We start from the raw sequence: 25,947 nt of genomic DNA, 5'->3' as shown, positions 1-25,947 counted from the left end.
TACCAGAGGGGCGCGTATTTTGTACGCGGCCAAAGTGGGCGCTTTGCGCCAATCCGGGTGGCACCGCAGAAGAGTATTGAGGCTTCTGTCCCAGAATCATGGGACAGAAGCCTTTTTAAGTTTTTTCGATAAAGGAGCGATCATTATGCCGAAGATTCCGCACAGACTGTATTTGACCGAAGACCAGATGCCGCGCCAGTGGTACAACCTGCGCGCTGATATGCCCGAGCAGCCCGACCCCATGCTGAACCCCGCCACCGGCAAGCCGGTGACCGAAGAAGAACTGTATCCCATCTTCTGCAAAGAGCTGGCCCATCAGGAACTCGACGGCGAGACCCGTTACGTCGACATTCCGGCCGACATCCTCGAAGAATACATGATTTACCGTCCCTCGCCGCTCATCCGCGCATACAACCTGGAAAAGGCGCTCGATACCCCGGCGAAGATCTATTACAAGTTCGAAGGCAACAACACCTCGGGCAGCCACAAGCTCAATTCGGCCATCGCCCAGGCGTATTATGCCAAGCAGCAGGGCATCCAGCGCCTGACCACCGAGACCGGCGCCGGCCAGTGGGGCACGGCTCTGGCCGAAGCCTGCGCATACTACGGCTTGGAACTGGACGTCTTCCAGGTCAAGTGCTCGTATGAGCAGAAGCCCTTCCGCAAGGCCATCATGCAGGTGTTTGATGCCAATGTTGTCCCGTCCCCGTCCATGACCACCGAAATCGGCCGCCAGATTCTGGCCAAGGACCCGAACACCACCGGTTCGCTCGGCTGCGCCATCTCGGAAGCCGTCGAAAAGGCAACCCATACCGATTCGTGCCGGTATGTGCTCGGTTCGGTGCTCAATCAGGTGCTGCTGCACCAGTCGATCATCGGCCTGGAAGCCAAGACAGCCATGGAGATTCTGGACGAATATCCGGACATCGTCATCGGCTGCGCGGGCGGCGGCTCCAATCTGGGCGGCCTGATTGCACCCTTCATGCAGGATAAGCTGACCGGCAAGGCTGACCCGCGCATCATCGCGGTCGAACCGGCTTCCTGCCCGTCGCTCACCCGCGGCCGCTATGCGTACGACTACTGCGACACCGGCAAGGTCACACCCATGGCGCGCATGTATACCCTGGGCGCTGGCTTCGTGCCCTCGGCCAACCATGCGGGTGGCCTGCGTTACCACGGCATGAGCCCGATCTTGTCCAAGCTGTATCACGACGGCTATATGGAGGCCACCTCGGTCAAGCAGACCGAAGTATTCGAAGCAGCCGTTTACTTTGCCAAGAAGGAAACCATTCTGCCCGCTCCGGAATCGGCACACGCCATCCGTGCGGCTATGGACGAAGCCATCCGCTGCCGCGAATCGGGCGAAGCCAAGACTATTCTGTTCGGCCTGACCGGCACCGGTTATTTCGATATGACCGCTTACTCGGCTTACCGAGAAGGCATCATGCAGGACTACATCCCCACCGACGAAGATCTGGAACGTGGCTTTGCGTCGCTGCCCACCATCCCGGGCATTCAGGAATAAAAAAAGAGAAACCAGGCGGACTGCCTGGTTTCTTTTTTTTATGTGCCCAGATGAAAAACGACGCCCACCACCGCGGCAAAGGCGATATAAATAACCGGATGCCAGTCGGTCTTTTGGGTAGCGACCAGCAAGACCGCCGCCAGCGCGACCTGCGGCCAGCGCACGGCCATGCCCGCCAAAAACGTGGTTTTGGCGACCAGCAGACCGGCGGACGCAATCAGCGCCGTGGACGCCGGACGCAGGCCATAAAACGCATTGTCCACCAGCGTGCTGTGCCGAAAGCGCTCCAAAACCTGCGATATGAGCAAAATCACGATAATGGCCGGTGTAATCAGGCCGAGTGTTGCCACAATAGACCCCGGCAGACCGTCGGTCAAAAAGCCGACATAGGTGGCCGCATTGACGCCAATGGGGCCGGGGGTGGATTCGCTGATGGCGATTAGATTGGTCACATCGGTGTGGGTAAACCACTGGGTCTTTTCGCCCATGGCATAGAGAAACGGCAAGGTCGCCAAACCGCCGCCCACCGAGAACAGACCGACCTTGAAAAATTCATAAAACAGTCGCAGCAGGAGCATGCTCATTCCCCCTTCCGATAGCGCAGCCCGCGCATCAAAACGCCTGCCAGACCGGCCGCGATGACCAGCACCACGGGCGACAGACCGGTGAACATCGCACCTAAAAATACGACCGCAAAAATCGCCAGGGCGCCCGGATTGACGACCGACTTTTTCCACAGCTTGCGCACCGCGTTAAAAATCAGCACACAGACGCACACGCTGATGCCAGCAAAGGCATCCTGCACGACCGGATAATCGGCAAAGTTCTGCAAGCAGGCGGCAATGATCGCGATAATCACCAGGGACGGGAACACCACGCCCAACGTCGCCACGATGCCGCCGAGGATGCCCCGCCGCCGGTAGCCGATAAATGTGGCGGTGTTGACCGCAATAATGCCTGGCGTGCACTGGCCGATAGCGTAATAATCGGCCAGTTCTTCTTCGGTGGCCCAGCCATAATGTTCGACGATTTCCCGCTGGAGCATGGGCAGCATGGCATATCCGCCGCCAAATGTCAGCCCGCCGATACGGGCAAACGTACTGAATAACGTGAAATATTCTTTGAAAGAACCCAAACTTCTTTTGCCTCCTGCTAAACTTTTTTCTTTTATTGTATCACAGCGCTGTCTGGGTTGATACCTTGTTTTCATAAAAAAAAGACAAAGCAGTGGGAACTTTCCTGCGACTGCTGCGTCTATATGGTCAGGAGTCCTGAAAAAAAAGGAATAAAGGAGAGCAATGACGATGCAAAAGAAAAGACGTTTTACTGCGCCGGCAGCGCTGGCGCTGTCGCTTGCGCTGCTGGGCACGGTTCCGGCGTATGCAGCAACCGATATCAGCGGCCACTGGGCCGAAGCAACCATCAACAAGTGGCTGGATGCCGGTTCGATCAGCGGCTATGAGGATGGTACCTTCCAGCCCGACCGCGCGATGACCCGCGCCGAATTTGCCACCCTGCTGGCCAATGTAGTTTCCAAGGACGCCACCATCGGCGACGCGGTTTTTACCGACGTGACCGAAGGTCAGTGGTTCTACGAGCCGGTTATGAAGCTGGTCGCTCTGGGCATTATCGCAGAGGATACCACCTTTAACCCGGATGCTTACATCACCCGCCAGGACGTGATGACCATGGCTGGCCGCGCTTTCACGGTTTCCGGTTCGGGCGCTGACGGTCTGGCACAGTTCACCGATGCGGCGCAGGTATCCGATTACGCGGTGACCGCGGTTTCCGGCTTTGTGGAAAAGGGCTATGTCAATGGCTATCCGGACGGCACCCTGCGCCCGCTGGCACAGATCACCCGCGCCGAGTGCGTCCAGATGCTCGACGGTCTGGGCGTTGTCGCCGAAAAGGGCTCGCTGGAAGATATCATGGCCCGCGTCTATGCTGGGGTCGATGCCGAAATGCCGGCAGTTTCCAACACCCGCATCACCACTGAAAATTCGGAATATTACCTGGGGCTGAAGAATCTGGACGATGTACAGGAAGCAATCGGCTCGGATGCCCTGATGAGCTCGGTTGCCCATTCGGTTTGCCTGGTACGCGCTAAGGACGGCGTGGATGTCGAAAAGCTGATGGAGACCATCCGTACGTCGGTCAACCCGCAGAAGTGGATCTGCGTGGGCGTAGACCCGGAAGACGTTGTTGTCGTCAACCAGGGCAATCTCATCCTGCTGGCTATGGATGCAGAATATTCGCAGGCCATCGCGGACAGCTTCCTGGCGCTTGACCTGTCGGAAGAAACCCCGGAAAATCCGGAGACCCCTTCAGAAGATAAGCTCAAGCCGGATGCAAACGGCCTGATCCAGGCAGACGGCTATTACATGGACTTCATCGGCGAGCTGCGCCCGGATTCCATCACCCGCTTTGCCGACAAGGTGGACAGCCTGTCGGAAACCTATCTGCAAAACGCAAACAGCATCTACTATGCGGTCGTACCGAGCAAGGCATACTTTGTCAACGACCGTCTGGAAACCCCGTTTGATTACGACACCATGAACAAGATGCTCGACGAAGGCATCCAGAGCGCCAAGAAGATCGACCTGACCGGTGCGCTCGAGCTGACCGACTACTGCGTGACCGACCCGCACTGGAAGCAGGACAAGCTGCAGGAGGTTGTGGACCGTCTGGGCGACGCCATGGGCTTCTCGGCTGACCTGTCCAAGATGACCGCCAACACGGTGGAAAACTTCACCGGCCAGCATGGTTACAACAAGGAAGGCTTCCCGTCCGAAACGCTGACCTATCTGACCAGCGACGTCATCGACGGCGCGACGGTGGACAACTACCAGAAGCCCGACTTTACCAAGGTGTATGACACCGCGGCACTGTCGTCCGATTCGCCGTATGATCTGTTCCTGTCCGGCCCGACCCCGCTGCTGACCATCACCAATCCGGCAGCCGAAGACGGCAAGGATCTGGTCATCTTCCGCGATTCGTTCGCATGCAGCCTGGCTCCCCTGCTCATCGAGCAGTATCATACCATTACTCTGGTGGACATCCGCTACATGGCAAGCTCGCTGCTGCCGCAGTATGTGGACTTCACCGGCAAGGATGTTTTGTTCCTCTACAACGAACAGGTTGTCAACCACAGCGAAATGCTGCGATAATTTCTCCTCTGCCAGCGCCCCACTTGCGGGCGCTGGCTTTTTTGTGCCCCGAAACTTTCAAATCCTTGCGGTTTTGGCCGGGCAGCCTGTCTTTTCCCCTGGCCTTGTGCTACAATAAGGGCAGAGAAGCGGGCCCGGCGGCAGGCCGGTCCGGAAGAACAGAAAAGGAGGCCCCTCAAGATGCTGAAACTCGGATTCAACGAAGCGACCTGCAAGGAAAATTCCTCGGTCGAAAAAGACCTCGAGCTTTGCGAAAAATATGGCTATGACTACATCGAACTGCGGCTCGACATGCTCAAGGAGTATTTCAAGACCCATACCATCGATGACCTCAAGGCCTTTTTTGCAAAGAGCCACTTAAAGCCCTTTGCCTTCAACTCCATCGAGGACATCAACTTCCGCACCCCGGAGCAATGGGAAAAGCTCGTCGAGCTGTTCACCTTCGGCTGTGAAGTCGCCCAGGCCATCGGCAACAAGTACATGATCGTCGTGCCCACCATGACGGACGAATACAGCACCAAAACCGAAAAGGAAGTCTTTGAAGACTCGGTCGAGGTGTTAAACAAGCTGGCCGACATCGCCGAGCCTTACGGCGTGTGCTGCTCGTTTGAGCCCATCGGTGACCGCCGCTGGTGCTGCAATTCGCTGCGGCAGGCTCTGGAAATCGTGCAGGCAGTCAATCGCGACAGCGTGGGCCTGACGGTCGACTGCATCAACTTCTACATGCACGACAAGTGCGCGGATGTGGACTTTATCCGTAAGGTACCCAAGGAAAAACTGTTTGTCTATCACATCAACGACTGTGAGGACCTGCCGTTCGGCGTACTCGATCACTGCCATCGCATCATGCCCGGCAAGGGCTGCATCCCGGTCGCCGAGATCAGCAAGGCGGTCATGGACGCGGGCTACGATGGCCCGGCGTGTCTGGAGCTGTTCCGCCCCGAATACTGGGACATGGACGCCGAGGAGGTTATCAAAATGGGCGCGGAGTGCTGCGCACCTTTCCTCAAATAAATCGCAAAAGCCGGGCGTCTGCCCGGCTTTTTTGTGGTATACTAAAAGAGTAGAAAGGGGGTCCTGCCCATGGAACAGCAACTGCTCTCCTGCCCGCTCTTTGCCGGCCTGTCGGTCCGGGAAATCGAAGATTGCCTGGCCTGCTGCCAGGCGGTCACCACCCCGTATGACCGGGAACAGGTCATTTTCCGGCCGGGTGACACGCCCGACCGTCTGCTCATCCTGCTCGAAGGGATGGTGCGGGTGTGCAGCTATACCCCCAGCGGGGAACGGCGGGTGATCGCCTCCTTTGACCGGGCCGGCGAACTGTTTGGCGAGGTTTTTCTGTTCTTGCCCGATACCCCTTATGAACACTTTGCCGAAGCGGCTTCCCCCGCCCGGGTGCTCGGCCTGCCGCGGGATTTCATCCTGCGCACCGATGGGCAGGACTATCACGCTCGGCTGGTCGCCAATGTGCTGGCGATTTTCGCCCAAAAAGCCTATTTCCTCAACCAGCGGGTGCAGGTGCTATCGTGCGCCACCCTGCGGCAGAAATTGGCCCGTTTGCTGCTGCGCAGCGCCGGGCCGGACGGCTGGGCGGTGCTGGGCATGAACCGCGAAGCATTGGCCGATTTTCTGGGCGCAGCCCGGCCGTCGGTGTCGCGGGAACTGTCCCACATGCAGCGCGATGGGCTGATCGAATGCGCGCGGACGGGCATCCGTCTGACCGACCGCGCCGCGCTGGAAGAATTGGTGTAACGCATAAACTTTTTGCAAATTGTTTCGATATTGATAAAAACGAGAGGAGGAGATTCCGATGACATTCCCGAAGCTTCTGCGAAAGTGTAGCCTTGCCTTTCTGTGTTTGGGCGTCTGTCTGCTGACATTTTTCCTCTTGCAGGTGCCCGCCTGGGCCTTCTATCCGGCGGACAATTTTGCGGTGAATGGGGCAGCGGCGGCAGTCAAAATCCTGGCCTGCACCGGCTTGGGGGCATCCTTTGCCCGAAAGGCGGAAATCCGTCCTGCGCAAAGCGGGGTGTCCAAATATGTTCTCGGCGGCCTGCTTTTGCTGGCCGTGCTGGTGGCGTATTATTTGACCCCATCGCTGTATTGGAATGTTTGCAATCAGTTTTCGGCGCTGACGGCCGACCCGGCGGTCTCTACCCCCTCGGTCGGGTCGTATCTCTGGGCTTGGTGCATCTCCGATTTTGCGGCATTTTCCTCGGTTGCGGCCTATGTTGGCTGCGGCTTGGGCTATTTCTTTGTCAAAGGGCGGCGGGTACAGGCCGCTTATGCAGCAAAAAACATCGGCTAAATCAATCCAAAAACCCGGCGGGCTTCGGCCCGCCATTTTTTCGCGTCGAAAAGACGCGATTTTTTTATTTTTGTAACATATGTTACAGACGAATGTACACCGATCTGGTAGGATAAGACCATCGAACAAACCCATGCAGAGGAGAAGAAACGATGGAACCGAAAATGTTTTGTTATCAATGTCAGGAAACCGCGGGCTGCAAGGGCTGCACCCAGGCGGGTGTGTGCGGCAAGACCGCAGACGTGGCCGCCATGCAGGATCTGCTGGTCTATGTCACCAAGGGCCTGTCGGCCGTGACCACTCGCCTGCGCGAGCAGGGCGCAGCGGTGTCCAGCGACATCAATCACCTGATTACCCTCAATCTGTTTGTCACCATTACGAACGCGAATTTTGACAAGGCCGCGATCATCGACCGCATTCACAAGACGCTCGCCGTCAAGGCCGACCTGCTCGCGCAGGTGAATGACCCGGATACGCTGCCCGAAGCCGCTCACTGGACGGCAGACGAGGCCGAGTTTGAAGCCAAGGCCAAGACGGTCGGCGTGCTGTCCACCGAAAACGAGGACATCCGCTCGCTGCGCGAACTCATCACCTATGGCCTCAAAGGCCTGTCGGCATACTCCAAGCACGCCAACGCGCTGCTGCGCGACGATGAAAATGTGGATGCGTTCCTCCAGCGTGCGCTGGCCGCGACGCTGGACGACAGCCTGTCGGCCGATGATCTGACCGCGTTGGCGCTCGAAACCGGCGCGTACGGCGTGCAGGGCATGGCCCTGCTGGACGCGGCCAATACCGAGTCGTACGGCCATCCGGAAATCACTAAGGTCAACATCGGCGTCGGCACTCGTCCGGGCATTCTGGTGTCTGGCCACGACCTGCGTGACCTCGAGATGCTGCTCGAGCAGACCGAGGATTCTGGTGTGGACGTCTACACCCACTCGGAGATGCTGCCCGCGCACTATTATCCGGCGTTCAAGAAATACTCGCACTTTTTCGGCAACTACGGCAATGCGTGGTGGAAACAGAAGGAGGAATTTGCTTCTTTCAATGGCCCCATCCTGATGACCACCAACTGCATCGTGCCGCCCGCCCCGGCCTACAAGGACCGTCTGTACACCACGGGCGCGGCTGGCTATCCGGGCTGCACGCACATTCCGGGCGAGCCGGGTCAGCCCAAGGACTTCTCGGCGCTCATCGAGCACGCCAAGCGCTGCGCGCCGCCCGAGGAAATCGAACGCGGCGAGATCGTGGGCGGCTTTGCCCACAATCAGGTGCTCGCCCTGGCCGACAAGATCGTGGACGCGGTCAAATCGGGCGCTATCGGCAAGTTCGTCGTCATGGCGGGCTGCGACGGCCGCGCGGGGTCCCGCAATTACTACACCGACTTTGCCAAGGCGCTGCCGGGGGATGCCGTCATTCTGACCGCGGGCTGCGCCAAGTATAAGTACAACAAGCTGAACCTCGGCGACATCGGCGGCATCCCGCGCGTACTGGATGCCGGTCAGTGCAACGACTCCTACTCGCTGGCCGTGATTGCGCTCAAGCTCAAGGAAGTCTTTGGCCTGGACGACATCAACGACCTGCCGATCGTCTACAACATCGCCTGGTACGAGCAGAAAGCGGTCATTGTCCTGCTGGCGCTGCTGCATCTGGGCGTGAAGAACATCCATCTGGGGCCGACGCTGCCCGCCTTCCTCAGTCCGAATGTCGCCAAGGTGCTGGTCGACAACTTCGGCATTGCCGGCATCGGCACGGTCGAGGACGACATCCGCCTGTTCTTCGGCGAAACCGCCCCGGCGGTGACGGCTGATATGCGCATCGGCGATATCCTGCGCGAGTATCCGGCGGCTGCCGAAGTACTGATGGACTGCGGCATGCACTGCCTGGGTTGCCCGTCCGCCCAGATGGAAGCCCTGCGCGACGCCTGCGCGGTGCACGGTCTGGAAGCCGACACCGTTCTGGCCCGCTTAAACGACGCGCTGCGCGCCTAAAACGAAAGATTAACTATTAAAAGTCAACCCCAAAAATGAATGGTGGTGGTGAAAAGAGATAGTTCAAGAAAGGTATAGCAAAGCAGAGGTCCGTAGGGACCCCGGCGTAGGCTAACAAGATGGAATTAGGCCGCCAAGCTGCAATAAGGCTGTCTGGATCTTTCCAGGGCAAACAGCAGACGAACTAACTTTTTGGTGGCATGAGAAAGTGCGACATTGTAGTGTTTGCCTTCATCTCTTTTCTTAGCAAGGTAAGCAGCAAAGGTTGGGTCCCAGTGACAGACATACTTGGCTGCGTTGTAAAGAGCGTAGCGTAAGTATCGAGAGCCACGCTTCTCCATGTGGGGATAGCAATTTTTGAGCTGCCCGGACTGGTAAGTAGAAGGCGACATTCCGGCGTAGGCCAATAATTTGTCCGGCGACTCAAACCGAGAGAAGTCGCCGATTTCAGCAAGAATCATGGCAGCCATACGAAAGCCCATGCCAGGGATAGTTATAATGGGAGACTGTATCTTGTCCATCATTGTCTCAATTTCAGCCTCGATTTCAGCGATCTCAGCATCCAATTCACGGATAAGCCGGATGGTATGTTGCAATTCCAGGGATTTGGCAGGCATACAGGACCCAACAGAATTCTGAGCAGCGCTCCGGATAGTAACAGCCATATCCCGACCGTAGCGACCTTTGGAGGCGTTTCCCAAAAGGGTTTTGAGCCTTGTCAGGTGTGCCTTGGCAATCTGTTTGGAACCTGGAAACTCTTCCAGCAGAGCGTAGACAGTCGCCAAATGGAGAGAGGACACCAGCTTCTCCAGTTCAGGGAAGAGAATGCAAACCAGTCTGGAAATTGAGCTTTTCAGCTTTGCTCGTTCTTTCACCTTGTCAAAACGGTATCTGGTGAGTGACTTTAGTTCCTCGTTGTGATATGCTGTATTCGTGTAGGGTTTGAGGCCCACATCGGATAACAGCATAGCAGCAATGGTTCGAGCATCTACACGGTCGGTCTTGGTCTTTCGCAGGCTGAGACTTTTCCGGTAGAGGTTCGTGCGTAGGGGATTCAAGACATAGGTGGCCAGACCGTTGTCCAGAAGAAACCCAAGAATGTTGTAGCTGTAATGCCCGGTTGCCTCAAGCCCTACTTTTATTTTGTCCTGCGGTGTAGTACAAGCTCGAATTTTTTCCAGTAGAGCATCAAAACCGTCCATGTTGTTAGGGATAGTAAAAACATCCGCCAGGACTTCACCCTCTGAGCTTACAATGAAGCAATCATGCTTGTTTTTTGAGACATCAATGCCAACAGAAACTACCATAACAAATACCTCCAGAGAAAATATGTGATGCTGTATCCACAGTACACCTTACTTTTGTAGCCTTGTTCCACATAAACCGTCTGGCGGTATTTAACTGATTAACAAAATTGTAAGGGGCTGTGGTTGGAACCTTTCGTGAACCATCTTGTGGTAGGAGCCGCCAACCAATCCACAGCATCCCTTACAGTGTAGCACAGCCCTTGGAGAGGGGCTCTAATAACTACTACTCTATAATACAAGGAGTCCCGTATGTACGGTATTGAAGTTCTGGTGGAGGAACATGAAAATGTCCGCACCTTTACCGGCATTGTCCGCCGCGCCTGCTGCGCCATCTTGGATGGCGCGCCGGTGGACCCCGCCGATTTCCGCGACATGATCGTCTTTATCCGCGAATATGCCGACCAGCACCATCATGGCAAAGAGGAAAAACTGCTCTTTGGCGAGATGATGGACGCGCTCGGCCCGGTGGCGGTCAATCTGGTGCAGCACGGCATGCTGGTCGAGCATGAGCTGGGCCGTCTGCATGTGATGAATCTGGAAGCGGCGCTGGACCGCTACGAAGCAAATCCCAACACCATGGACAAGCTGGACATCGTCGCCGAAGCGACCGGCTATGCGAATCTGCTGCTGCGGCATCTGGAAAAGGAAAATCAGGTGCTCTTCCCCTTTGCCGAGAAGAACCTGCCGTCCGAAGCGCTTGCGCGCATCGAGCAGCGCATCCGGCAGTTTGAAGAAGAGGCCAAGGCGGCCGGCGTACAGGACGCGCATTTGGCGCGGCTGCGCCGTCTGGCCGAAAAATATCCCGCATAAACGAAAACCGGACCGTAGAATGATACGGTCCGGTTACTTTTATGCTTTATTCTTGTTTTCAATGGTGGTCACACCATTTTCCCCGGCCGAAATGATCAGGTCGGTGGTGTTCAGGAAGAACCCGGTTTCCAGCACGCCCAGCAGACCGCTCACAAAGGCTTCCATGGCCTTGTAGTCGGTGCCAAAGCGGGTGTTCGTGTAGCCGGTATCCAGAATGTAGTTGTGGTTGTTGGTTTCGTAGATCGCGCCGTCCTTCATGCGCAGACGGGAGGTAAAGCCCGCCTCTTCCAGCTTGCGCACCACGTGCTTATAGCCAAAGGGCAGCACTTCGATGGGCAGGCCGAACGCGCCGATGGTTTCCACGCGCTTGGAGTCGTCGCAAATCCAGATGTTGTACTTGGCGCTCATGGCCACGATCTTTTCGCGGAACAGCGCACCGCCGCCGCCCTTGATGCCGTTAAACGCCGGGTCGACTTCGTCCACGCCGTCGATGCAGATGTCGAGCACCGGGGCATCGTTGGTGTCGAGCAGCGGGATGCCCAGGCTCTTGGCCTGTTCGGTGGAAGCGTCCGAGGTGGACACGCACTGGATGTGCAGCCCTTCCTCCTTCATCCGCTGGCCCAGCTTTTCGATCAGGTAATAGGCGGTCGAGCCGGTGCCGATGCCGACCAGCATGCCGTCCTTGACGTATTTGGCGGCCTCATAACCGGCCATTTGTTTTGCATTCATGGATTTTGGTCCTTTCTCGGTGGGTTACTGCATGGCAAAGGTCTGCATGGCGCGCTTGACGTCCTGCTTCATGGCGTCCATCGCCAGGGTGCGCATGGTGGAGAAGAAGATCGGCTCACCCGCCGGCTTGCCCTTCAGCCACTCGGCGACCGCCGTGCCGGCTGCCTTGTCCATGTAGGTGAAATAGTTGATTTTGCGTACGCCGGCGCGGATGGCTTCCTGGAAATCTTCCCGGCTGACGCCCGAGCCGCCGTGCATGACGACCGGAATGCCGTTCGCCTTTTCGCGTACCTGGCGCACGATGTTCAGGTCCAGACGCGGCTCCTTGAGGTAAATGCCGTGGGTGGTGCCGAACGAGCAGGCCAGCGCCTGGATGCCGGTGCGCTCGACAAAGTCGCGCGCCATATCCGGGTCGGTGTAGATCTTGGCGTCATCGTCGCTGCCGTCGCCGTCGCCGAATTCGCGGCGGCCCATGGAGCCGATCTCGGCTTCCACATCGACACCGCGGTTATAACCTGCGGCCAGCTGAACCGCCTGGCAGGTCGCCTGCACATTGGCTTCATACGGCCGGTCGGAGCCGTCGTACATAATGGAGGTAAAGCCCATATCCAGCGCGGTTTTGAGGTAGTCCATGGTTTCGCCGTGGTCCAGGTGGACGCAGACCGGCACTTTGGCCTTTTTCGCGTGGTCGACCATGATGGGCCCGATGATTTCGAGCGGCATGAGCGGCTCATGGCACTGGGCAAACTGCACGATGACCGGCAGGTCCAGTTCTTCCGCGGCGGCAATCACCGCGCACAGGCTCTCGAGGTTGGGGGTATTGAAGGCGCCGATGGCGATTTGCTTTTCCTCGGCGATTTTTAAAACATCCGTCAGTGTGCTTAACATGCAAATTCCTTCCCGATGCCGCTGTGCGGCATCTGTATCCGATCAACAGATTTCTTCCAGTTCCCGCAAGATCTGTCCGGCCGCGCGGTAGGCGCGGCGGAAGGCAAAGCTGGACGAGCGCACGGGCGAGGGAATCACGATCAGTTCCCGCACCCCGGCGTTTTTCAGGCGCAGCCGCACGACCATCCGATCGATGACGACCGTTTCACGCGGGTTCGCGGCCAGTTCTTCCAGCCGCTCGGGCGGCAAAGAAGGCTCGCAGGCCAGCATATAGCCGGTCAGATCTTCATAGCGGTAGATTTCCGGCCGGGCGACCTGGCCGGTGATGCGCCGGTTGCTGGGGATACAGAACTTCCGGCGCGTTTCGTCGAGCAGGAGGAACCCACCCACCTTCCGGCTGGTCAGAAAACCATCCTCTCCCAGGTCCAGCGGCGCCGCGTTTTGGCGGTAATCCTTCCTGAGTTCTGCCAGCGTCTTTCCGGTCACAGTGGTGGTATAGTGGTTGCTGACGATCTTATAACAGTCCTTGCAGATCACGCCGTCCTGACAGTGAAACGCCCGCCAGCCGGTCTTTTTTCCGCACAGATCGCACATTCTAGCCAAAAATGGTTCCTCCTGTTCCAAAATAGGGTCAATCGGTGATGTTCAGGATGACCTTAAAGGTATCCGGCCGCATCGCACAGGCCATGGCCTCTTCAAAATCGTGATAGTCGTAGATCGCTTCGGTCAGCGGGGTGGGGTCAAACAGTCCCTTGGTGATCATCTGCACAGCCTGCCAGAAGGTTTTGACCGAGCCGTTCTGCGCGCCGGTAATCTTCTTCTGGGTCGAGTGGATCTTGCCCAGATCGACTTCGACCGGCTTATTCGGGTGCAGCGACGAGAACATGACCACTGTGCCGCAAACCGCGGTGCATTCGATGGCCTGGGTGGCCAGCGCGGGCACCGCCGTGGTATCAAATACCGCACGGGCGCCCAGACCGCCGGTCAGTTTCATGACCTCCTGCACGGCGTCTACTGCGGTCGGGTCAATTACAATATGCGCGCCCAGTTCAAGCGCCTTTTCGCGCCGGCTGGCCATGGGCTCAGACAGGATGACGCGCGCGCCGCGCATCTTGGCCAGCATCACATGCAGCATACCCATCGTGCCGCCGCCGATGACCAGCACGTCGTCGCCGTAGCTGATGTCGCACTGGGCGATCGAGTTGATGACGCAGGCCAGCGGTTCGGTGAAGGCCAGCTTTTCATACGGCGTGTCCTGCCCGCAGAAATACACGTCCTCGGTCTTGGCAATGACGTACTGCGAAAAGCCGAGGAAGCCCGAGATACCGTCCGGATTCTGGTAGCAGGTGGTGTGTGCAAAGGCCGGGCACACGTTGGTGTAACCGTTTTTGCAGTGATAACAGGTGTTGCAGTTGTCGATGACATAGGTAACTACCCGGCTGCCGATCGGGAACTGTTCGGGCGAAACGCCGTTGCCCAGCGCGACGATCTCGCCGGCAAATTCATGCCCGCCAATGCGCGGGTAACTGAAATTGCACTCGCCCTTATAATCGCGTACATCGTTGACACAGATGCCGGATGCGTGTACACGCACCAGCACTTCGCCTTTTTCAGGCTGCGGGGTGGGAAGTTCCTGCAGGGACACCTGTCCCGGCTGGCTCATGACCAATGCTTTCATACTATGTAGACTCCTTTTTCATGCAGCCGCGTGCTGGTAGCACAAGCGGCGGCTTTCGTTCTCGAAAGCCGCCGCACTGCTGCCAGGCTCCTTTCGGGATCTGCCTGTTTTTTCGGTATGGAATTTAGACCAGAATGTTGAAGAAACCGCCGACGATGCCGATAACAACCATCAGGATGATGATGCGGATAGAAGTCCACTTCTTCTGCATCAGACCGTAGACACCCATGGTGGCTGCGAGCGGCAAAATATTCGGTAAGACGGCGTCAAATAGACTTTCTTGCAGGGAGAATTCGGCGCCTGACGTGACAATGTTGATACCACAGCTTACGCTAACGTAGTTTACGATCAGACCGCCCATAACCATGCAGCCCATGATGGATGCGCCCTTGAGCAGCTTGTTGAGGATGCCGCGTTCTAGGAAATCCATGATCGCGTCACTACCAGCATGGTAGCCGAACATGAAGTTTGCGTACGAGAAGATGTAGGTGATGAAGAACATCGCGACCGCGTAGATGATCGCGCCCCAGATGTTGCCGCTGCCCGAACGGGTAATGTCGATGCACAGCGCCAGCAGGATCGGGATCAGAACGCCCTGCCAAATGGTGTCGCCCACGCCGGCCAAGGGGCCCATGAGCGAGGTCTTGATGTTGGTGATGAACTCATTCGGGATGTCCTTGCCCATGGCCTTCTCTTCTTCCAGCGAGATGGCCAGACCGAGGATACAGGAACCGAACTCCGGATGGACGTTGAAGAACTCCATCTCACGGGTCATCAAATCGATCTGCTTTTCCTTGTTGTTGGGATACAGGTATTTTACAACCGGCAGGAAGGTGTGGGCACATGCCATACCCATCATGCGTTCGTAGTTGTAGCAGGTCTGTACCCAGGTCTCCCAGATGAGGGAGGCACGGAACAGCGCCTTCTTCGGAACCAGCTTTTGCTCTTTATTCGTCATGATACTCTACCTCTCTCTTACTCGTCATCCGGGTCGTAATCGGGATCATACTCTCCGCTCGGGGCAGAACCTGCCGCCGAAACCGCCGGAGCGGCATTGTCGGTTACCTGGATGTAGATCAGAGCTGCAATCAGGCCGATGATACCCTGCTGGATGAGGGTCAGGCCGAAGCAGGTCGAGATCATAAAGCCCAGGAACAAGAAGATACGGGCTTCGCCCTTGAAGATGTACTGCAGGGTGATTGCAATACCGAGGGCAGGCATCAGACCGCCGATGATCTCAAAGATCTGAAGCGGCTTGCCCGCGCACATTTCGATGAACGACTGGATGTAGTCTGCGCCGAAGTACGCAGCCAGCGTACACGGAACAACACAGATGACAGCCGAGAAAATCTGAGGTAAAATAACATTGGACAGGTACAGGTGATTAAACTTGCCCTGTGCGACCCAGCGGTCGCCCATATGTACGAATACCGAGTCAATGGTCATACGCAGATACCAAACGATGGTGCCCAGCAGGCCCAGCGGAACTGCGATGGCCAGCGCGGTGTTTGCGTCCAGATTGCCGGTGATGGCGTATGCGGTGCCGAGAACACCTGCCAGCGCCATATCCGCCGGCATCGAACCGCCGGCCGAGATGAAGCCCAGGTAAACCAGGTTGATGGTGCCGCCGACTACGGCGCCGGTAACCGGATCCCCCAGGAAGCAGCCGGTGATAAAGCCGCATACGAGCGGCCGCTGCAAAGTCCAAAGACCGACAAAAGGCAGGTTCGCTTCTGCCAGCCAGTACAGAATACCGCACAGAATTGCCGTAACAATACTCATATCTTTCTCGTCCTTTCTTTTCCTTCCCCCTGCGTATTACAGGCCGAAGTTCGCCTTGGCCTTTTTCAGCGCATCGTCGATTTCGATGACGCCCTGCTCGGGCACGAGCTGATAATACACATGCACGCCAGCCTTCTGCATCTCTTCGCAGGCCAGCACTTCTTCCGGGCTCAGCGCCACGTTGTTGATGAACGGCTGCCGCTCGCCACGGATGCCCGCACCACCGAGGTTTACTTCCTTCAGCGGTACGCCAGCCTTGACCAGACGGCTGAACGTGGTCGGGGTCTTGGCCAGGATGATGATTCTTTCACCTTCCACGCCAGGAACCATCAGCTTTTCGGCTGCCTTTTCCACGCTGTACACGATGACCTTGGTGCCGGCCGGAGCCAGTGCCTTGACCACGCGCACATTGAACGTGTCGCGCACCACATCATCGTCGACAATCATGATACGATTGCCGCGCATGGTGGGCGTCCATGCCGTAACCACCTCACCATGGATCAGACGGTCATCGACACGGGCCAGTACTACATTTCTCATAGGTCCTCCTCCTCGTCTCCGGATTCCTCCAGAATTTTTCTTACGTCCGCGAAGCTGCCCTCCACGGCAGCAATAGCAGCATCACAAATGCTTTCAGCGGTTGCGTTTTCATCATCGCGTTCCATCAGCGCTGCCATGAGCATCGCCAGGTTGGTGCCGGTGATATGGTACACCGAATGATCGCGTGTGAGCGAAACGACCGCATTGAAAGGCGAACCATGCATCAGTTCGGTCATGAAGATGATGTTTTCCGAACCATGGGTTTCGACTTCTTTTTTCAGTTCCTCAGTCAGGTCGGTGACCGACTGTTCGGGGTACAGGCTGTATGCAGCCATGTTCTGCTGCGGTCCTAAAAGCATCTGCACGGTATTGAGCATGCCTTTGGACTGCTCGCCGTGTGACACCAGGATCACACGGAATTTCGGGCTTTCCATTGTATGGATCATCCTTTCTGCATCAAGTTGACCGGCCATCCGTCCTGGAACGCCGCGGGCGGTCCGCCGATCGGGGATGGCTTGTTGCTATCATGATACCATGTGTGCTTTGCTAAGTTGCACAAAAATATTGCGACGAAATCCCGCAATTCCTTCATTTCTCTACAACACCTTTTTCAGCCCGATCGGTTCCCATTCCGGCAATGGTCTTCGTGTAAAATCCGGTCGGGTTGCGGCATTCTCCAGCCCGTTTTATGCGCAAATGTGCATTTCCCACCGAACGGCCCATTCTGCACCGCGTCTGCATTGCCGCAAAACCCTTGTTTCAGCCCATCCGCCCTTTTTCGCCGTTGCGCGAAAAAAACCAACCTCAACGCTATGTCCTTATATGATAAAATTGCTTATAAAGAGGGCGAAAACCCTCATTTTCTTGGGAAAAGAGGATACATATGTTAAATTTGCGGCAACTTGAGATCATACTGGAACTGTGCGAAAATCCAGGCCAATATGTGACCGCTTCTTCTTTTGCCAAGAAGCAGCAGGTCAGTCTGCGCACGATCCAGAATGATATCAAACAAATCAAGAACGAACTGTCCAATACCGGCTGCATGGATTTCCAAACCGTGGCCCGCAAAGGCTGCCGGATTGTCGTAACCGATGCAGAAGCCTTTCCATCGTGCAAGGATTTCTTCTATAAACAGTTCAGTTCCTCGTCCATTTACCAAAACGGACGCATCAACCAAATCCTTCAGATTCTGCTCTATCAGCACCGGGCACAATCGCTGTACGACATTGAAAACCAAATTTATGTTTCCCATTCCACCCTTTTAAACGATTTTAAACGGGTTTCGGAGATTTTGGAGGAATACAGCCTGGAACTGCTGCGCAGTTCCAATAAGGTCATGGTTGACGGCAGCGAGATCAACAAGCGCCAATGCATTCTGGAGCAGGGTCTCATTACCCCGGACACGTCGGCTGCCTTTGCGCCGAACAGCACAGACAGCCTTTTGGACCAAATCAAAAACATTGTGGTCGAAACGTTTGTGGCCTTCAAACACCCTGTGACTGAAGCGGCGCTCAACAACACCATCTTACAGCTGCATGTTGCGGTCAACCGCATGCAATCGTGGTTCTTCATTACACCCACCGACATGCGGATTACCGACAAACTGGAACCTGAGCGCCAAATCGCGCAAGCCGTTTTTTCGCGAATTAGCGAAGTCTTCCACATTCGCATCCCGGATGCCGAAGTTGACTATTTCGCACTTTATATGAAAGGGCAAGGTTGCTCGGGCGACCCGGAAGTCATTTCCGACGAAGTGGACAATCTGGTATTGGGCGCTTTGCAGGAAATCAACGAAACGCACGGCATCGACCTGACCAATAACCTCAACCTGCGCATCGCGCTGGCGCTGCACATCACGCCTTTGATCGTCCGCATCAAATACGATATGCAGCTGAAAAACCATCTGGTCGATTATATCCGGCAGACTTTCCCGCAAGGCTTTGACTTGGGCATCTACTTTGCTGCCTACCTGCAAAAGATTTTCCACAAGCGCGTATCCGATGAGGAGATCGCTTTCATTGCCATCCACCTGTACAACGCTCTGGCGCAAAAGCGCAAGGAGGAAGGCACCAAGCGTATTCTGGTCATTTCGTCCATGCGGCAAAGCGAAAACATCCTATTGCAGCAGACGCTGCTCAACTGGCTGTCCAGCGACATTGCCGAACTGACCTTTGTCACCCCTTCCGAGGTGACCGAGCAGCATCTGGACACGTATGACCTGTTCCTCACCACCGAAAAGGAAAAGTATTACGAAATCGGCCTAGCGTTCTATATCAATCCATTCCCGAACACGCAGGATTATCTCAACCTCAAGCTGGCCATGGATGGCTTTAAGAGCATCGATGACATTGCATCCATCTTCCACGAAGAACTGTTCTTCCTGGGCCATGGTCACAACCGCGAAGAAATCCTGTGCCACCTGTGCCAGAGCGCGACCGAACACTTCGGCATCGAAGCCGACTTGCAGGACGCTGTTTTGCAGCGCGAAGCGCTGGGCAGCACCTTCTTTGGCAACGGCATTGCAGCGCCCCACCCCATTTCGGCGGTATCGTCCGAATCGTTTGTAGCTGTTGCGGCCCTGCCCCAGGCCATGGAATGGGACGAAGACAAAAATATGGTCAATCTGGTGCTTCTGGTCTGCATCGGTAAAAACAACACCAAGGCGTTCCACCTGTGGAACTATCTGTCCACCGTGTTTGCCAACCGGCATTTTGTCGACCAGTTGCTCATCAGCCCGAGTTATGATACGTTCATCCGGCTTTTGAAGGACACCATTGCGGAAAACTTCAAGTCCTGATGAGAAAGGAGGCCCCCTATGACAGTCACCGAGGCCATTCAGGCCACCCAAGGCCATCCGGCCGGATTTTTCAACCGTTTTTCTGTGCGCCGGGCACAGTCCATGCTGGAACCCGACGAAACCGTTTTGGCGGCTGTGGTCGCCAATGTGCGCACCCGCAGCGACAAATATCCGGGGGTCGTTGTGCTGACCGACCGGCGGGTGATGGCCGTATGCGGCCTGCCCGGCATCCCACGCGAAACCATCCTGGACATCGACCAGCTCGAGCGCTGCGAGGAAACCAGCACGATCATCCAATACAAGGCCACCTTTTTGACCCGCAAAGCAGCGTTCAGCATGGTGGTCGACCCGGATGTCGGCGAAGCTTTTTCGCCGTTTATCGCCCAGATCAACGGCGAGCAGTTTGAGGATATCCAGCTCAAGGTGGACGGAGCCTTTCTCAATCCCAATTTGCTGCGCAGCCGCAAACGCAATCAGCTGCGCCGTGAGCGGCAGAAAGAGCGCCAGCGCCAACGCAGCATCCAGCGCCAACGGGACGCGGAAGCGAATTTCCGGGCGCAGGACGACGACTAAAACCATTATCCCCCCTTTTTCTTTGCGTGCCGCCTCGTGCGGCACGCCTCTTTTTTATATAAATAGCCAAAAGCAAAGGGTACGGAAGAATCCGTACCCTTTGCCCGGTGATTTCCGGCTTCGCCGCACAACGCCGCCGGAGGTGTGAAGTTTGGCACGAAATGTGCCGCAATATGGAGAGATTTGAGGGAACAATTCCCGAAAGAAAAGGTCAAACGATTTCAGCCAAGTATGCCTGGAGCGCGGTAGCCGCTTCCTGCTCCTGCTCGCCCTCGGTGGTGACCACGATGGTCTCCCCACCCTTGATGCCCAGACCCATCAGGCTAAACATCTTGCTGGCATCGGCCTTTTTGCCATCCTTGATGATGGTGACGGTGCACGGAAATTCCTTGGCTTTCTTGACAAACGCGCCTGCCGGACGAGCGTGGAAGCCCGCGGGGTCGTTGATGGTATATTCAAATTGCTGCATACAGTGATATCCTCCTTATTCGTTTACAAACGCGACGACCTTGTCGGCCAGTTCTTCCAGCATGCCCAGATCGGCGATCATGGACAGCATGGTGTAACGGGCACGGGTCTCCTTGGCATAGATGAGCGCATTGCGCAGCATGTCCGCATCAAAGCCAATCTGTGCCGGATAGTACGGCGCATCCAGGCTCTTGAGGATCTCGATCATGCGCGAAGCCTTGGGCATGTTGTCGTCCATGGTCTTGACGATGGCATCCCAGTTCTTTTCAATGGCATCGATACGTGCCAGACGGCCAGCCGGTTCGTTCTTGCCCGACTCATGCTCCAGCTTGATGATGGAGTCAGCCGAAGCGCCGTAAACCTTCTTGATGTTCTCTTCCCAGGCTGCTGCGTCGTATGCCTTGGCCTTGGCGCGAGCCGCTTCGAAGTCCGGACGGTTTTCGCGCAGGAATTCGGTCATCTTGAGGATCATCACCGTACCAACGGCAACCTTGGTGCCGTGCAGCACCGGAATCTTGCCAGCCTGCAGTTCCTGGGTCTCCCAGAAGTGGCACATATGGTGCTCACAGCCAGCCGCCGGACGCGAGTTGCCGATAAAGCTCATGGCTACACCGGTCAGGACCAGGCCTTCCATGATGTCGCCGATGACCTTGGGGTCACGGGATGCAACATTGTCGGCATCGGCCAGCACGTTCTGGATGCAGTCGGTGACCAGATCGACGATGGTGTCGCAGTAATATTCGTTGTTGACGATCTTGGAGATACGCCAGTCGTTGAGGCAGGTAAACTTGCCCAGCAGGTCACCCAGACCGGCCGAAACCATACGGCCCGGTGCGCCACACAGAACATCGGTATCGCCGATGATGAACAGCGGGGTCTGTGCCGGGATGGTGACCTTCATGCTGTTGATGATGAGCGCTGCGCCCGAGGAAGCAAAGCCGTCCATCGGGGCTGCGGTTGCAACGATGGCATAGGGGATGCCCATCTGATAGCTGAAGAAGCGGCACATATCGTTGATCGAACCCGTGCCGACCGCAACGACCAGGTCGCAGGTACGGTCTGCATCGATCATCAGGTCGCCCAGCGCCTTTTCATCCGGGATGAAGCGCTTGCCGGTAAAGACATGGGCCTTGGTCTGGATGCCGGCATCCTTCAGGATTTGCATGACCTTTTCGCCTGCAATTCCGTAAGTAATTTCATCGCAAGCGATGTACAGGTTCTTAAATTCATATTTCTTGACGTAATCAACCAGGGAATTCATCGCGCCCGGTCCAACCGTTACGCCTTCCAGCGCCGTCGAGTGGGTCTTTCCACATGCACAGGCAAAGGGTTTGCCCAGATAATCCGCCAGTTTGGGAGCATTCGCCATAAAAATGTGCCTTCCTTTCCGAGTTTAAAATGCAAAGGAGGAGGGCGGCGTCCGGATTCCTGCCGGAGCGTTCGGCGCTCCCCGTCCTATGTTCATCTTACCAGAGGAACCCGGCCACAAAAGCTAAAGTTTTTTCATTTTTGTCCCGCAATGCTGCGGAAAATCCCGCAAGTTTCCGAAAAAAATCCCCGCAATCCCAATGCCGCATTCGGCAGGCTTTTTCCCGAAACGCGCAACAGCTCCCAAACAGCACGTCTGCCACATGCACGCGCAAAGCAGGCATTTCGGCTGCGCACAGCATTGCGCCCTACATGCCGGTCAGCGTGGACGCGATATTGTACAGACAGATGGCAAACACCGCAAGCTGCACCAGATTAAACGCCTGCTCGACCTGCTTTTGCGTCATTTGCCGGTTCCACTTGGCGCCGCTCCAACCGCCGATGACCGCTGCGACCAGCATCAGCGGCAGCACATGCAAATCATATCCCGAAAATCCACCGTGCAGCAACACGGTGCCCAGTTTGGACAACTGCGCAAAGAAGATGGTCAAGATCGAATTGACGGCTGCGGCCTTGGTGTCCATGGAAAAGACAAAGATCAGCGCCGCCACGTTGATCGGACCGCCGCCGATGCCCAGAAAGGTGGACGCCATGCCGGCAAGCAAACCGGTCACCAGGCCGGCCAGCACCCCTTTGGCGTGCAAGGTAGGCAAATGGTCCTTGTGCTTCATATAAAGGTATACGCCCAAAAGCAGCAACCCCAGCAGGCTGTTCTGCGTAATGACCACCCGGGCGTTGTCCTGTCCGGCTACGATATACCGCAAAAGCCGTTCGCCGCTCCAGCCGCCCAAAATCGAGCCTGCCGACAGCGGCAGGGCGATGGACAAATCGATTTTGGCCTTTTGCCGGACCTGCTTGTGGATGGACACAATCGACATGGTAAAGACCGTACACGAACACAGCACGCCAATGGTGGCGGCATCGTATTCGCCAATCACATCCAGCACCGGCTTGATGATAACGCCGCCGCCCATGCCGGTCAGGGCCCCGGCCGTGGTAGCGATCCACACCACCATAAAATAAATCAGTTCCATGCAGGGATTCCTCCTATCCCGATCGCATCAAAAAAGGGCTGCTCTGCACAGGAGAACAGCCCTTTGTTTTGGAATGCGTCTTATCGCGTCAAATTGGTGTAATTATGCGCCCATTGCTCGCTCCAACTCTGCTCAATGCCTGCGCGCCAGGTTTCGGCCTTTTGCCGCAGCTGCTCGGTTAGTTCGGGCATGGCTTCGGCCAGGTTGTGACTCTCCGACGGATCGTTTTCCAAATCGGACAGGAATACCGGCGCCTGCTCGGGTTCGCCTTCCACCAGCTTGCCGTGGAGCACCAGCTTATACTTCCCGCACCGCACGGCGGTCTGGTCCTCCATTTCCCAATAGATGGCGTCATGCGGCGTACTGCCCTGCTCGGTCAGAACCTGCGAAATATCCAGGCCGTCCAGCGTATACTGCGCCGCGTCGCCGCCCGCCATGTTCAGGAACGTCGGGAAGACATCCATGGCGGCGCACGGCTGGTCAATGACCTGCCCGGCCGGAATGTGCCCCGGCCAGCTGAAGATACCCGGCACGCGAATGCCGCCTTCAAACAGGCTGAACTTATGCCCCTTCAGACCGCCCGCCTGGCCGCCGTAATAGGGGTCGGGTGTGCCGTCCAGCCAGTTGCGCGATTCGCGCGACGGCCCGTTATCGCTTTGGAAGAAGATCACGGTATCCTCATAAATGCCCTGCCGTTTGAGTTCGTCCACGATCTGGCCCACGCCATCGTCCACGGCGCTCAGCATAGCGGCCATGATCTGCCGGTCCCACGGCAGATCGGGGAAGCGGTCCAGATATTTCTGCGGCGCATGCATGGGATAATGCGGCGCATTGTAGCCCACATACAGGAAAAACGGCTTGTCGTCCCGGTTCATTTTGCGGATCTGCTCGACCGCATGCTCGGAAATATCCTCGGTCAGGTATTTGCCATTGCGGTAGATCTCGGTATTGTTTTCCCACAGGTCATGGGTGGGGTTGGTATGGCCATCTGCCATGGACCAGTAAAAAATATGCGAATAATAATCCAGGCAGCCTGCCATGAATCCATAGAAATAATCAAAGCCGTTTTGGTTGGGACGGCTGGCTTCCTGCAATCCCAGATGCCATTTGCCGATCAGGGCGGTTTGGTAGCCCTCCTCCTTGAGCGCGGTCGCAATGGTGGGCGCATCGGCGGTCAGACCGGACGCCTTGCGGTTGCCGGCCAGAATCGCGCGCACACCCGCATGGGCCGGATACCGTCCGGTCAGCAGCGAGGCGCGGGACGGCGAGCAGACTGGGCTGTTGGAATACCAGTTGGTAAACCGCGCGCCGCTTTGCGCCAGGGCGTCGATGTTCGGGGTCTGGAAATCGGTGTTGCCCATACAGGACAGATCGCCATAGCCCTGGTCATCGGTCATGATAACAATGAAATTTGGCTGTTTCTGTGCCATGTTTATTCTCCTTGTATTATAGAGTAGTAGTTATTAGAGCCCCTCTCCAAGGGCTGTGCTACACTGTAAGGGATGCTGTGGATTGGTTGGCGGCTCCTACCACAAGATGGTTCACGAAAGGTTCCAACCACAGCCCCTTACAATTTTGTTAATCAGTTAAATACCGCCAGACGGTTTATGTGGAACAAGGCTACAAAAGTAAGGTGTACTGTGGATACAGCATCACATATTTTCTCTGGAGGTATTTGTTATGGTAGTTTCTGTTGGCATTGATGTCTCAAAAAACAAGCATGATTGCTTCATTGTAAGCTCAGAGGGTGAAGTCCTGGCGGATGTTTTTACTATCCCTAACAACATGGACGGTTTTGATGCTCTACTGGAAAAAATTCGAGCTTGTACTACACCGCAGGACAAAATAAAAGTAGGGCTTGAGGCAACCGGGCATTACAGCTACAACATTCTTGGGTTTCTTCTGGACAACGGTCTGGCCACCTATGTCTTGAATCCCCTACGCACGAACCTCTACCGGAAAAGTCTCAGCCTGCGAAAGACCAAGACCGACCGTGTAGATGCTCGAACCATTGCTGCTATGCTGTTATCCGATGTGGGCCTCAAACCCTACACGAATACAGCATATCACAACGAGGAACTAAAGTCACTCACCAGATACCGTTTTGACAAGGTGAAAGAACGAGCAAAGCTGAAAAGCTCAATTTCCAGACTGGTTTGCATTCTCTTCCCTGAACTGGAGAAGCTGGTGTCCTCTCTCCATTTGGCGACTGTCTACGCTCTGCTGGAAGAGTTTCCAGGTTCCAAACAGATTGCCAAGGCACACCTGACAAGGCTCAAAACCCTTTTGGGAAACGCCTCCAAAGGTCGCTACGGTCGGGATATGGCTGTTACTATCCGGAGCGCTGCTCAGAATTCTGTTGGGTCCTGTATGCCTGCCAAATCCCTGGAATTGCAACATACCATCCGGCTTATCCGTGAATTGGATGCTGAGATCGCTGAAATCGAGGCTGAAATTGAGACAATGATGGACAAGATACAGTCTCCCATTATAACTATCCCTGGCATGGGCTTTCGTATGGCTGCCATGATTCTTGCTGAAATCGGCGACTTCTCTCGGTTTGAGTCGCCGGACAAATTATTGGCCTACGCCGGAATGTCGCCTTCTACTTACCAGTCCGGGCAGCTCAAAAATTGCTATCCCCACATGGAGAAGCGTGGCTCTCGATACTTACGCTACGCTCTTTACAACGCAGCCAAGTATGTCTGTCACTGGGACCCAACCTTTGCTGCTTACCTTGCTAAGAAAAGAGATGAAGGCAAACACTACAATGTCGCACTTTCTCATGCCACCAAAAAGTTAGTTCGTCTGCTGTTTGCCCTGGAAAGATCCAGACAGCCTTATTGCAGCTTGGCGGCCTAATTCCATCTTGTTAGCCTACGCCGGGGTCCCTACGGACCTCTGCTTTGCTATACCTTTCTT

The 25,947-nt window shown here is 56.0% G+C and carries 25 protein-coding genes; 10 read left to right on the top strand and 15 right to left on the bottom strand.

Going from position 1 to position 25,947, the window contains the following annotated elements; all coding sequences use genetic code 11:
• Nucleotides 1–145: 145 nt before the first annotated feature.
• Nucleotides 146–1,525 carry a TrpB-like pyridoxal phosphate-dependent enzyme gene (locus EFB11_RS15630; RefSeq protein ID WP_122791223.1) on the top strand — a complete coding sequence of 460 codons (1,380 nt, stop codon included), beginning with the start codon at nucleotides 146–148 and terminating at the stop codon, nucleotides 1,523–1,525.
• Between the two features lie 38 nt (nucleotides 1,526–1,563).
• On the opposite strand, the gene EFB11_RS15625 is transcribed toward EFB11_RS15630, so the two are convergent.
• On the bottom strand, nucleotides 1,564–2,103 hold the full coding sequence (locus EFB11_RS15625; protein ID WP_122791222.1) for a chromate transporter: 540 nt from the start codon (nucleotides 2,101–2,103) through the stop codon (nucleotides 1,564–1,566).
• Between the two features lie 2 nt (nucleotides 2,104–2,105).
• Nucleotides 2,106–2,660: a chromate transporter gene (locus EFB11_RS15620; RefSeq protein WP_279220560.1), complete on the bottom strand. Its 555-nt coding sequence runs from the start codon at nucleotides 2,658–2,660 to the stop codon at nucleotides 2,106–2,108.
• A 169-nt stretch (nucleotides 2,661–2,829) separates the two neighbouring features.
• Here EFB11_RS15620 and EFB11_RS15615 point away from each other — a divergent pair, with 169 nt between their 5' ends.
• The 5 genes from EFB11_RS15615 (at nucleotide 2,830) to hcp (ending at nucleotide 8,991) form a co-directional block, all read left to right on the top strand.
• Nucleotides 2,830–4,692, top strand: coding sequence for a DHHW family protein (locus EFB11_RS15615; protein ID WP_164706808.1), 1,863 nt, complete (start codon nucleotides 2,830–2,832; stop codon nucleotides 4,690–4,692).
• 180 nt (nucleotides 4,693–4,872) lie between these two features.
• Nucleotides 4,873–5,706 carry a sugar phosphate isomerase/epimerase family protein gene (locus EFB11_RS15610; RefSeq protein WP_243115242.1) on the top strand — a complete coding sequence of 278 codons (834 nt, stop codon included), beginning with the start codon at nucleotides 4,873–4,875 and terminating at the stop codon, nucleotides 5,704–5,706.
• Between the two features lie 69 nt (nucleotides 5,707–5,775).
• Nucleotides 5,776–6,444 (top strand): Crp/Fnr family transcriptional regulator, encoded by a 669-nt coding sequence (locus EFB11_RS15605; RefSeq protein ID WP_122791219.1) that lies wholly within the window; start codon nucleotides 5,776–5,778, stop codon nucleotides 6,442–6,444.
• Nucleotides 6,445–6,502: 58 nt separating this feature from the next.
• Complete coding sequence (locus EFB11_RS15600; RefSeq protein WP_122791218.1) at nucleotides 6,503–7,000, top strand: hypothetical protein; 498 nt, start codon at nucleotides 6,503–6,505, stop codon at nucleotides 6,998–7,000.
• 152 nt (nucleotides 7,001–7,152) lie between these two features.
• Entirely contained in the window at nucleotides 7,153–8,991 is a 1,839-nt protein-coding gene (gene hcp / locus EFB11_RS15595; RefSeq protein WP_122791217.1) for a hydroxylamine reductase, read from the top strand.
• A 125-nt stretch (nucleotides 8,992–9,116) separates the two neighbouring features.
• Here hcp and EFB11_RS15590 read toward each other — a convergent pair whose 3' ends face one another.
• A complete protein-coding gene (locus EFB11_RS15590) occupies nucleotides 9,117–10,298 on the bottom strand; it encodes an IS110 family transposase (protein ID WP_122788747.1) in 1,182 nt (393 codons plus the stop codon).
• A gap of 249 nt (nucleotides 10,299–10,547) precedes the next feature.
• Here EFB11_RS15590 and EFB11_RS15585 point away from each other — a divergent pair, with 249 nt between their 5' ends.
• On the top strand, nucleotides 10,548–11,108 hold the full coding sequence (locus EFB11_RS15585; RefSeq protein WP_122791216.1) for a hemerythrin domain-containing protein: 561 nt from the start codon (nucleotides 10,548–10,550) through the stop codon (nucleotides 11,106–11,108).
• Nucleotides 11,109–11,147: 39 nt separating this feature from the next.
• Here the strand turns inward: EFB11_RS15585 and rpiA are convergent, their stop codons facing one another.
• From rpiA to EFB11_RS15545, 8 genes are all read right to left on the bottom strand, one after another.
• Nucleotides 11,148–11,837, bottom strand: a complete 690-nt coding sequence (rpiA, locus tag EFB11_RS15580) for a ribose 5-phosphate isomerase A (RefSeq protein ID WP_122791215.1) — start codon at nucleotides 11,835–11,837, stop codon at nucleotides 11,148–11,150.
• Between the two features lie 24 nt (nucleotides 11,838–11,861).
• Nucleotides 11,862–12,725: a class II fructose-bisphosphate aldolase gene (locus tag EFB11_RS15575; protein ID WP_122791214.1), complete on the bottom strand. Its 864-nt coding sequence runs from the start codon at nucleotides 12,723–12,725 to the stop codon at nucleotides 11,862–11,864.
• A gap of 42 nt (nucleotides 12,726–12,767) precedes the next feature.
• Nucleotides 12,768–13,319 carry a DUF4428 domain-containing protein gene (locus EFB11_RS15570; protein ID WP_122791213.1) on the bottom strand — a complete coding sequence of 184 codons (552 nt, stop codon included), beginning with the start codon at nucleotides 13,317–13,319 and terminating at the stop codon, nucleotides 12,768–12,770.
• Between the two features lie 37 nt (nucleotides 13,320–13,356).
• Entirely contained in the window at nucleotides 13,357–14,403 is a 1,047-nt protein-coding gene (locus tag EFB11_RS15565; RefSeq protein WP_122791212.1) for a zinc-dependent alcohol dehydrogenase, read from the bottom strand.
• Between the two features lie 124 nt (nucleotides 14,404–14,527).
• Nucleotides 14,528–15,361 carry a PTS system mannose/fructose/sorbose family transporter subunit IID gene (locus EFB11_RS15560; protein WP_164706806.1) on the bottom strand — a complete coding sequence of 278 codons (834 nt, stop codon included), beginning with the start codon at nucleotides 15,359–15,361 and terminating at the stop codon, nucleotides 14,528–14,530.
• Between the two features lie 17 nt (nucleotides 15,362–15,378).
• Nucleotides 15,379–16,185: a PTS mannose/fructose/sorbose/N-acetylgalactosamine transporter subunit IIC gene (locus tag EFB11_RS15555; RefSeq protein ID WP_122791210.1), complete on the bottom strand. Its 807-nt coding sequence runs from the start codon at nucleotides 16,183–16,185 to the stop codon at nucleotides 15,379–15,381.
• Between the two features lie 36 nt (nucleotides 16,186–16,221).
• Nucleotides 16,222–16,725: a PTS sugar transporter subunit IIB gene (locus EFB11_RS15550; protein WP_122791209.1), complete on the bottom strand. Its 504-nt coding sequence runs from the start codon at nucleotides 16,723–16,725 to the stop codon at nucleotides 16,222–16,224.
• Entirely contained in the window at nucleotides 16,722–17,159 is a 438-nt protein-coding gene (locus EFB11_RS15545) for a PTS sugar transporter subunit IIA (protein ID WP_164706805.1), read from the bottom strand. The genes EFB11_RS15550 and EFB11_RS15545 overlap by 4 nt, the downstream gene beginning before the upstream one ends.
• A gap of 449 nt (nucleotides 17,160–17,608) precedes the next feature.
• Between EFB11_RS15545 and EFB11_RS15540 the strand changes: the two genes are divergently transcribed.
• Nucleotides 17,609–19,522, top strand: coding sequence for a BglG family transcription antiterminator (locus EFB11_RS15540; protein WP_122791207.1), 1,914 nt, complete (start codon nucleotides 17,609–17,611; stop codon nucleotides 19,520–19,522).
• A gap of 18 nt (nucleotides 19,523–19,540) precedes the next feature.
• Nucleotides 19,541–20,095 (top strand): hypothetical protein, encoded by a 555-nt coding sequence (locus tag EFB11_RS15535; RefSeq protein WP_122791206.1) that lies wholly within the window; start codon nucleotides 19,541–19,543, stop codon nucleotides 20,093–20,095.
• A 211-nt stretch (nucleotides 20,096–20,306) separates the two neighbouring features.
• Here the strand turns inward: EFB11_RS15535 and EFB11_RS15530 are convergent, their stop codons facing one another.
• The 4 genes from EFB11_RS15530 to EFB11_RS15510 form a co-directional block, all read right to left on the bottom strand.
• Nucleotides 20,307–20,564: an HPr family phosphocarrier protein gene (locus tag EFB11_RS15530; protein WP_122791205.1), complete on the bottom strand. Its 258-nt coding sequence runs from the start codon at nucleotides 20,562–20,564 to the stop codon at nucleotides 20,307–20,309.
• 15 nt (nucleotides 20,565–20,579) lie between these two features.
• Nucleotides 20,580–21,932, bottom strand: coding sequence for a sn-glycerol-1-phosphate dehydrogenase (locus EFB11_RS15525; RefSeq protein ID WP_122791204.1), 1,353 nt, complete (start codon nucleotides 21,930–21,932; stop codon nucleotides 20,580–20,582).
• A 307-nt stretch (nucleotides 21,933–22,239) separates the two neighbouring features.
• Nucleotides 22,240–23,025, bottom strand: a complete 786-nt coding sequence (locus EFB11_RS15515) for a sulfite exporter TauE/SafE family protein (protein WP_122791202.1) — start codon at nucleotides 23,023–23,025, stop codon at nucleotides 22,240–22,242.
• A gap of 80 nt (nucleotides 23,026–23,105) precedes the next feature.
• Complete coding sequence (locus tag EFB11_RS15510) at nucleotides 23,106–24,455, bottom strand: sulfatase family protein (RefSeq protein WP_122791201.1); 1,350 nt, start codon at nucleotides 24,453–24,455, stop codon at nucleotides 23,106–23,108.
• Nucleotides 24,456–24,705: 250 nt separating this feature from the next.
• On the opposite strand from EFB11_RS15510, the gene EFB11_RS15505 reads away from it, so the two are divergent.
• On the top strand, nucleotides 24,706–25,887 hold the full coding sequence (locus EFB11_RS15505) for an IS110 family transposase (protein ID WP_122788747.1): 1,182 nt from the start codon (nucleotides 24,706–24,708) through the stop codon (nucleotides 25,885–25,887).
• The last annotated feature ends 60 nt before the right edge of the window (nucleotides 25,888–25,947 follow it).

Origin of the sequence: Intestinibacillus sp. Marseille-P6563 (genome assembly GCF_900604335.1) — a bacterium.
Lineage (GTDB): Bacteria > Bacillota > Clostridia > Oscillospirales > Butyricicoccaceae > Butyricicoccus_B.
Note: the sequence above shows the minus strand (reverse complement) of the source record. Positions and strands in the feature narration are given on the sequence as shown.

What these genes read in the sequence shown, in the direction of transcription:
- EFB11_RS15630 (WP_122791223.1), top strand. Translation starts at nt 146, where the DNA reads ATGCCGAAGATTCCGCACAGACTGTATTTGACCGAAGACCAGATGCCG.
- EFB11_RS15625 (WP_122791222.1), bottom strand. Translation starts at nt 2,103, where the DNA reads ATGCTCCTGCTGCGACTGTTTTATGAATTTTTCAAGGTCGGTCTGTTC.
- EFB11_RS15615 (WP_164706808.1), top strand. Translation starts at nt 2,830, where the DNA reads ATGCAAAAGAAAAGACGTTTTACTGCGCCGGCAGCGCTGGCGCTGTCG.
- EFB11_RS15610 (WP_243115242.1), top strand. Translation starts at nt 4,873, where the DNA reads ATGCTGAAACTCGGATTCAACGAAGCGACCTGCAAGGAAAATTCCTCG.
- EFB11_RS15605 (WP_122791219.1), top strand. Translation starts at nt 5,776, where the DNA reads ATGGAACAGCAACTGCTCTCCTGCCCGCTCTTTGCCGGCCTGTCGGTC.
- EFB11_RS15600 (WP_122791218.1), top strand. Translation starts at nt 6,503, where the DNA reads ATGACATTCCCGAAGCTTCTGCGAAAGTGTAGCCTTGCCTTTCTGTGT.
- hcp (WP_122791217.1), top strand. Translation starts at nt 7,153, where the DNA reads ATGGAACCGAAAATGTTTTGTTATCAATGTCAGGAAACCGCGGGCTGC.
- EFB11_RS15590 (WP_122788747.1), bottom strand. Translation starts at nt 10,298, where the DNA reads ATGGTAGTTTCTGTTGGCATTGATGTCTCAAAAAACAAGCATGATTGC.
- EFB11_RS15585 (WP_122791216.1), top strand. Translation starts at nt 10,548, where the DNA reads ATGTACGGTATTGAAGTTCTGGTGGAGGAACATGAAAATGTCCGCACC.
- rpiA (WP_122791215.1), bottom strand. Translation starts at nt 11,837, where the DNA reads ATGAATGCAAAACAAATGGCCGGTTATGAGGCCGCCAAATACGTCAAG.
- EFB11_RS15575 (WP_122791214.1), bottom strand. Translation starts at nt 12,725, where the DNA reads ATGTTAAGCACACTGACGGATGTTTTAAAAATCGCCGAGGAAAAGCAA.
- EFB11_RS15570 (WP_122791213.1), bottom strand. Translation starts at nt 13,319, where the DNA reads ATGTGCGATCTGTGCGGAAAAAAGACCGGCTGGCGGGCGTTTCACTGT.
- EFB11_RS15565 (WP_122791212.1), bottom strand. Translation starts at nt 14,403, where the DNA reads ATGAAAGCATTGGTCATGAGCCAGCCGGGACAGGTGTCCCTGCAGGAA.
- EFB11_RS15560 (WP_164706806.1), bottom strand. Translation starts at nt 15,361, where the DNA reads ATGACGAATAAAGAGCAAAAGCTGGTTCCGAAGAAGGCGCTGTTCCGT.
- EFB11_RS15555 (WP_122791210.1), bottom strand. Translation starts at nt 16,185, where the DNA reads ATGAGTATTGTTACGGCAATTCTGTGCGGTATTCTGTACTGGCTGGCA.
- EFB11_RS15550 (WP_122791209.1), bottom strand. Translation starts at nt 16,725, where the DNA reads ATGAGAAATGTAGTACTGGCCCGTGTCGATGACCGTCTGATCCATGGT.
- EFB11_RS15545 (WP_164706805.1), bottom strand. Translation starts at nt 17,159, where the DNA reads ATGGAAAGCCCGAAATTCCGTGTGATCCTGGTGTCACACGGCGAGCAG.
- EFB11_RS15540 (WP_122791207.1), top strand. Translation starts at nt 17,609, where the DNA reads ATGTTAAATTTGCGGCAACTTGAGATCATACTGGAACTGTGCGAAAAT.
- EFB11_RS15535 (WP_122791206.1), top strand. Translation starts at nt 19,541, where the DNA reads ATGACAGTCACCGAGGCCATTCAGGCCACCCAAGGCCATCCGGCCGGA.
- EFB11_RS15530 (WP_122791205.1), bottom strand. Translation starts at nt 20,564, where the DNA reads ATGCAGCAATTTGAATATACCATCAACGACCCCGCGGGCTTCCACGCT.
- EFB11_RS15525 (WP_122791204.1), bottom strand. Translation starts at nt 21,932, where the DNA reads ATGGCGAATGCTCCCAAACTGGCGGATTATCTGGGCAAACCCTTTGCC.
- EFB11_RS15515 (WP_122791202.1), bottom strand. Translation starts at nt 23,025, where the DNA reads ATGGAACTGATTTATTTTATGGTGGTGTGGATCGCTACCACGGCCGGG.
- EFB11_RS15510 (WP_122791201.1), bottom strand. Translation starts at nt 24,455, where the DNA reads ATGGCACAGAAACAGCCAAATTTCATTGTTATCATGACCGATGACCAG.
- EFB11_RS15505 (WP_122788747.1), top strand. Translation starts at nt 24,706, where the DNA reads ATGGTAGTTTCTGTTGGCATTGATGTCTCAAAAAACAAGCATGATTGC.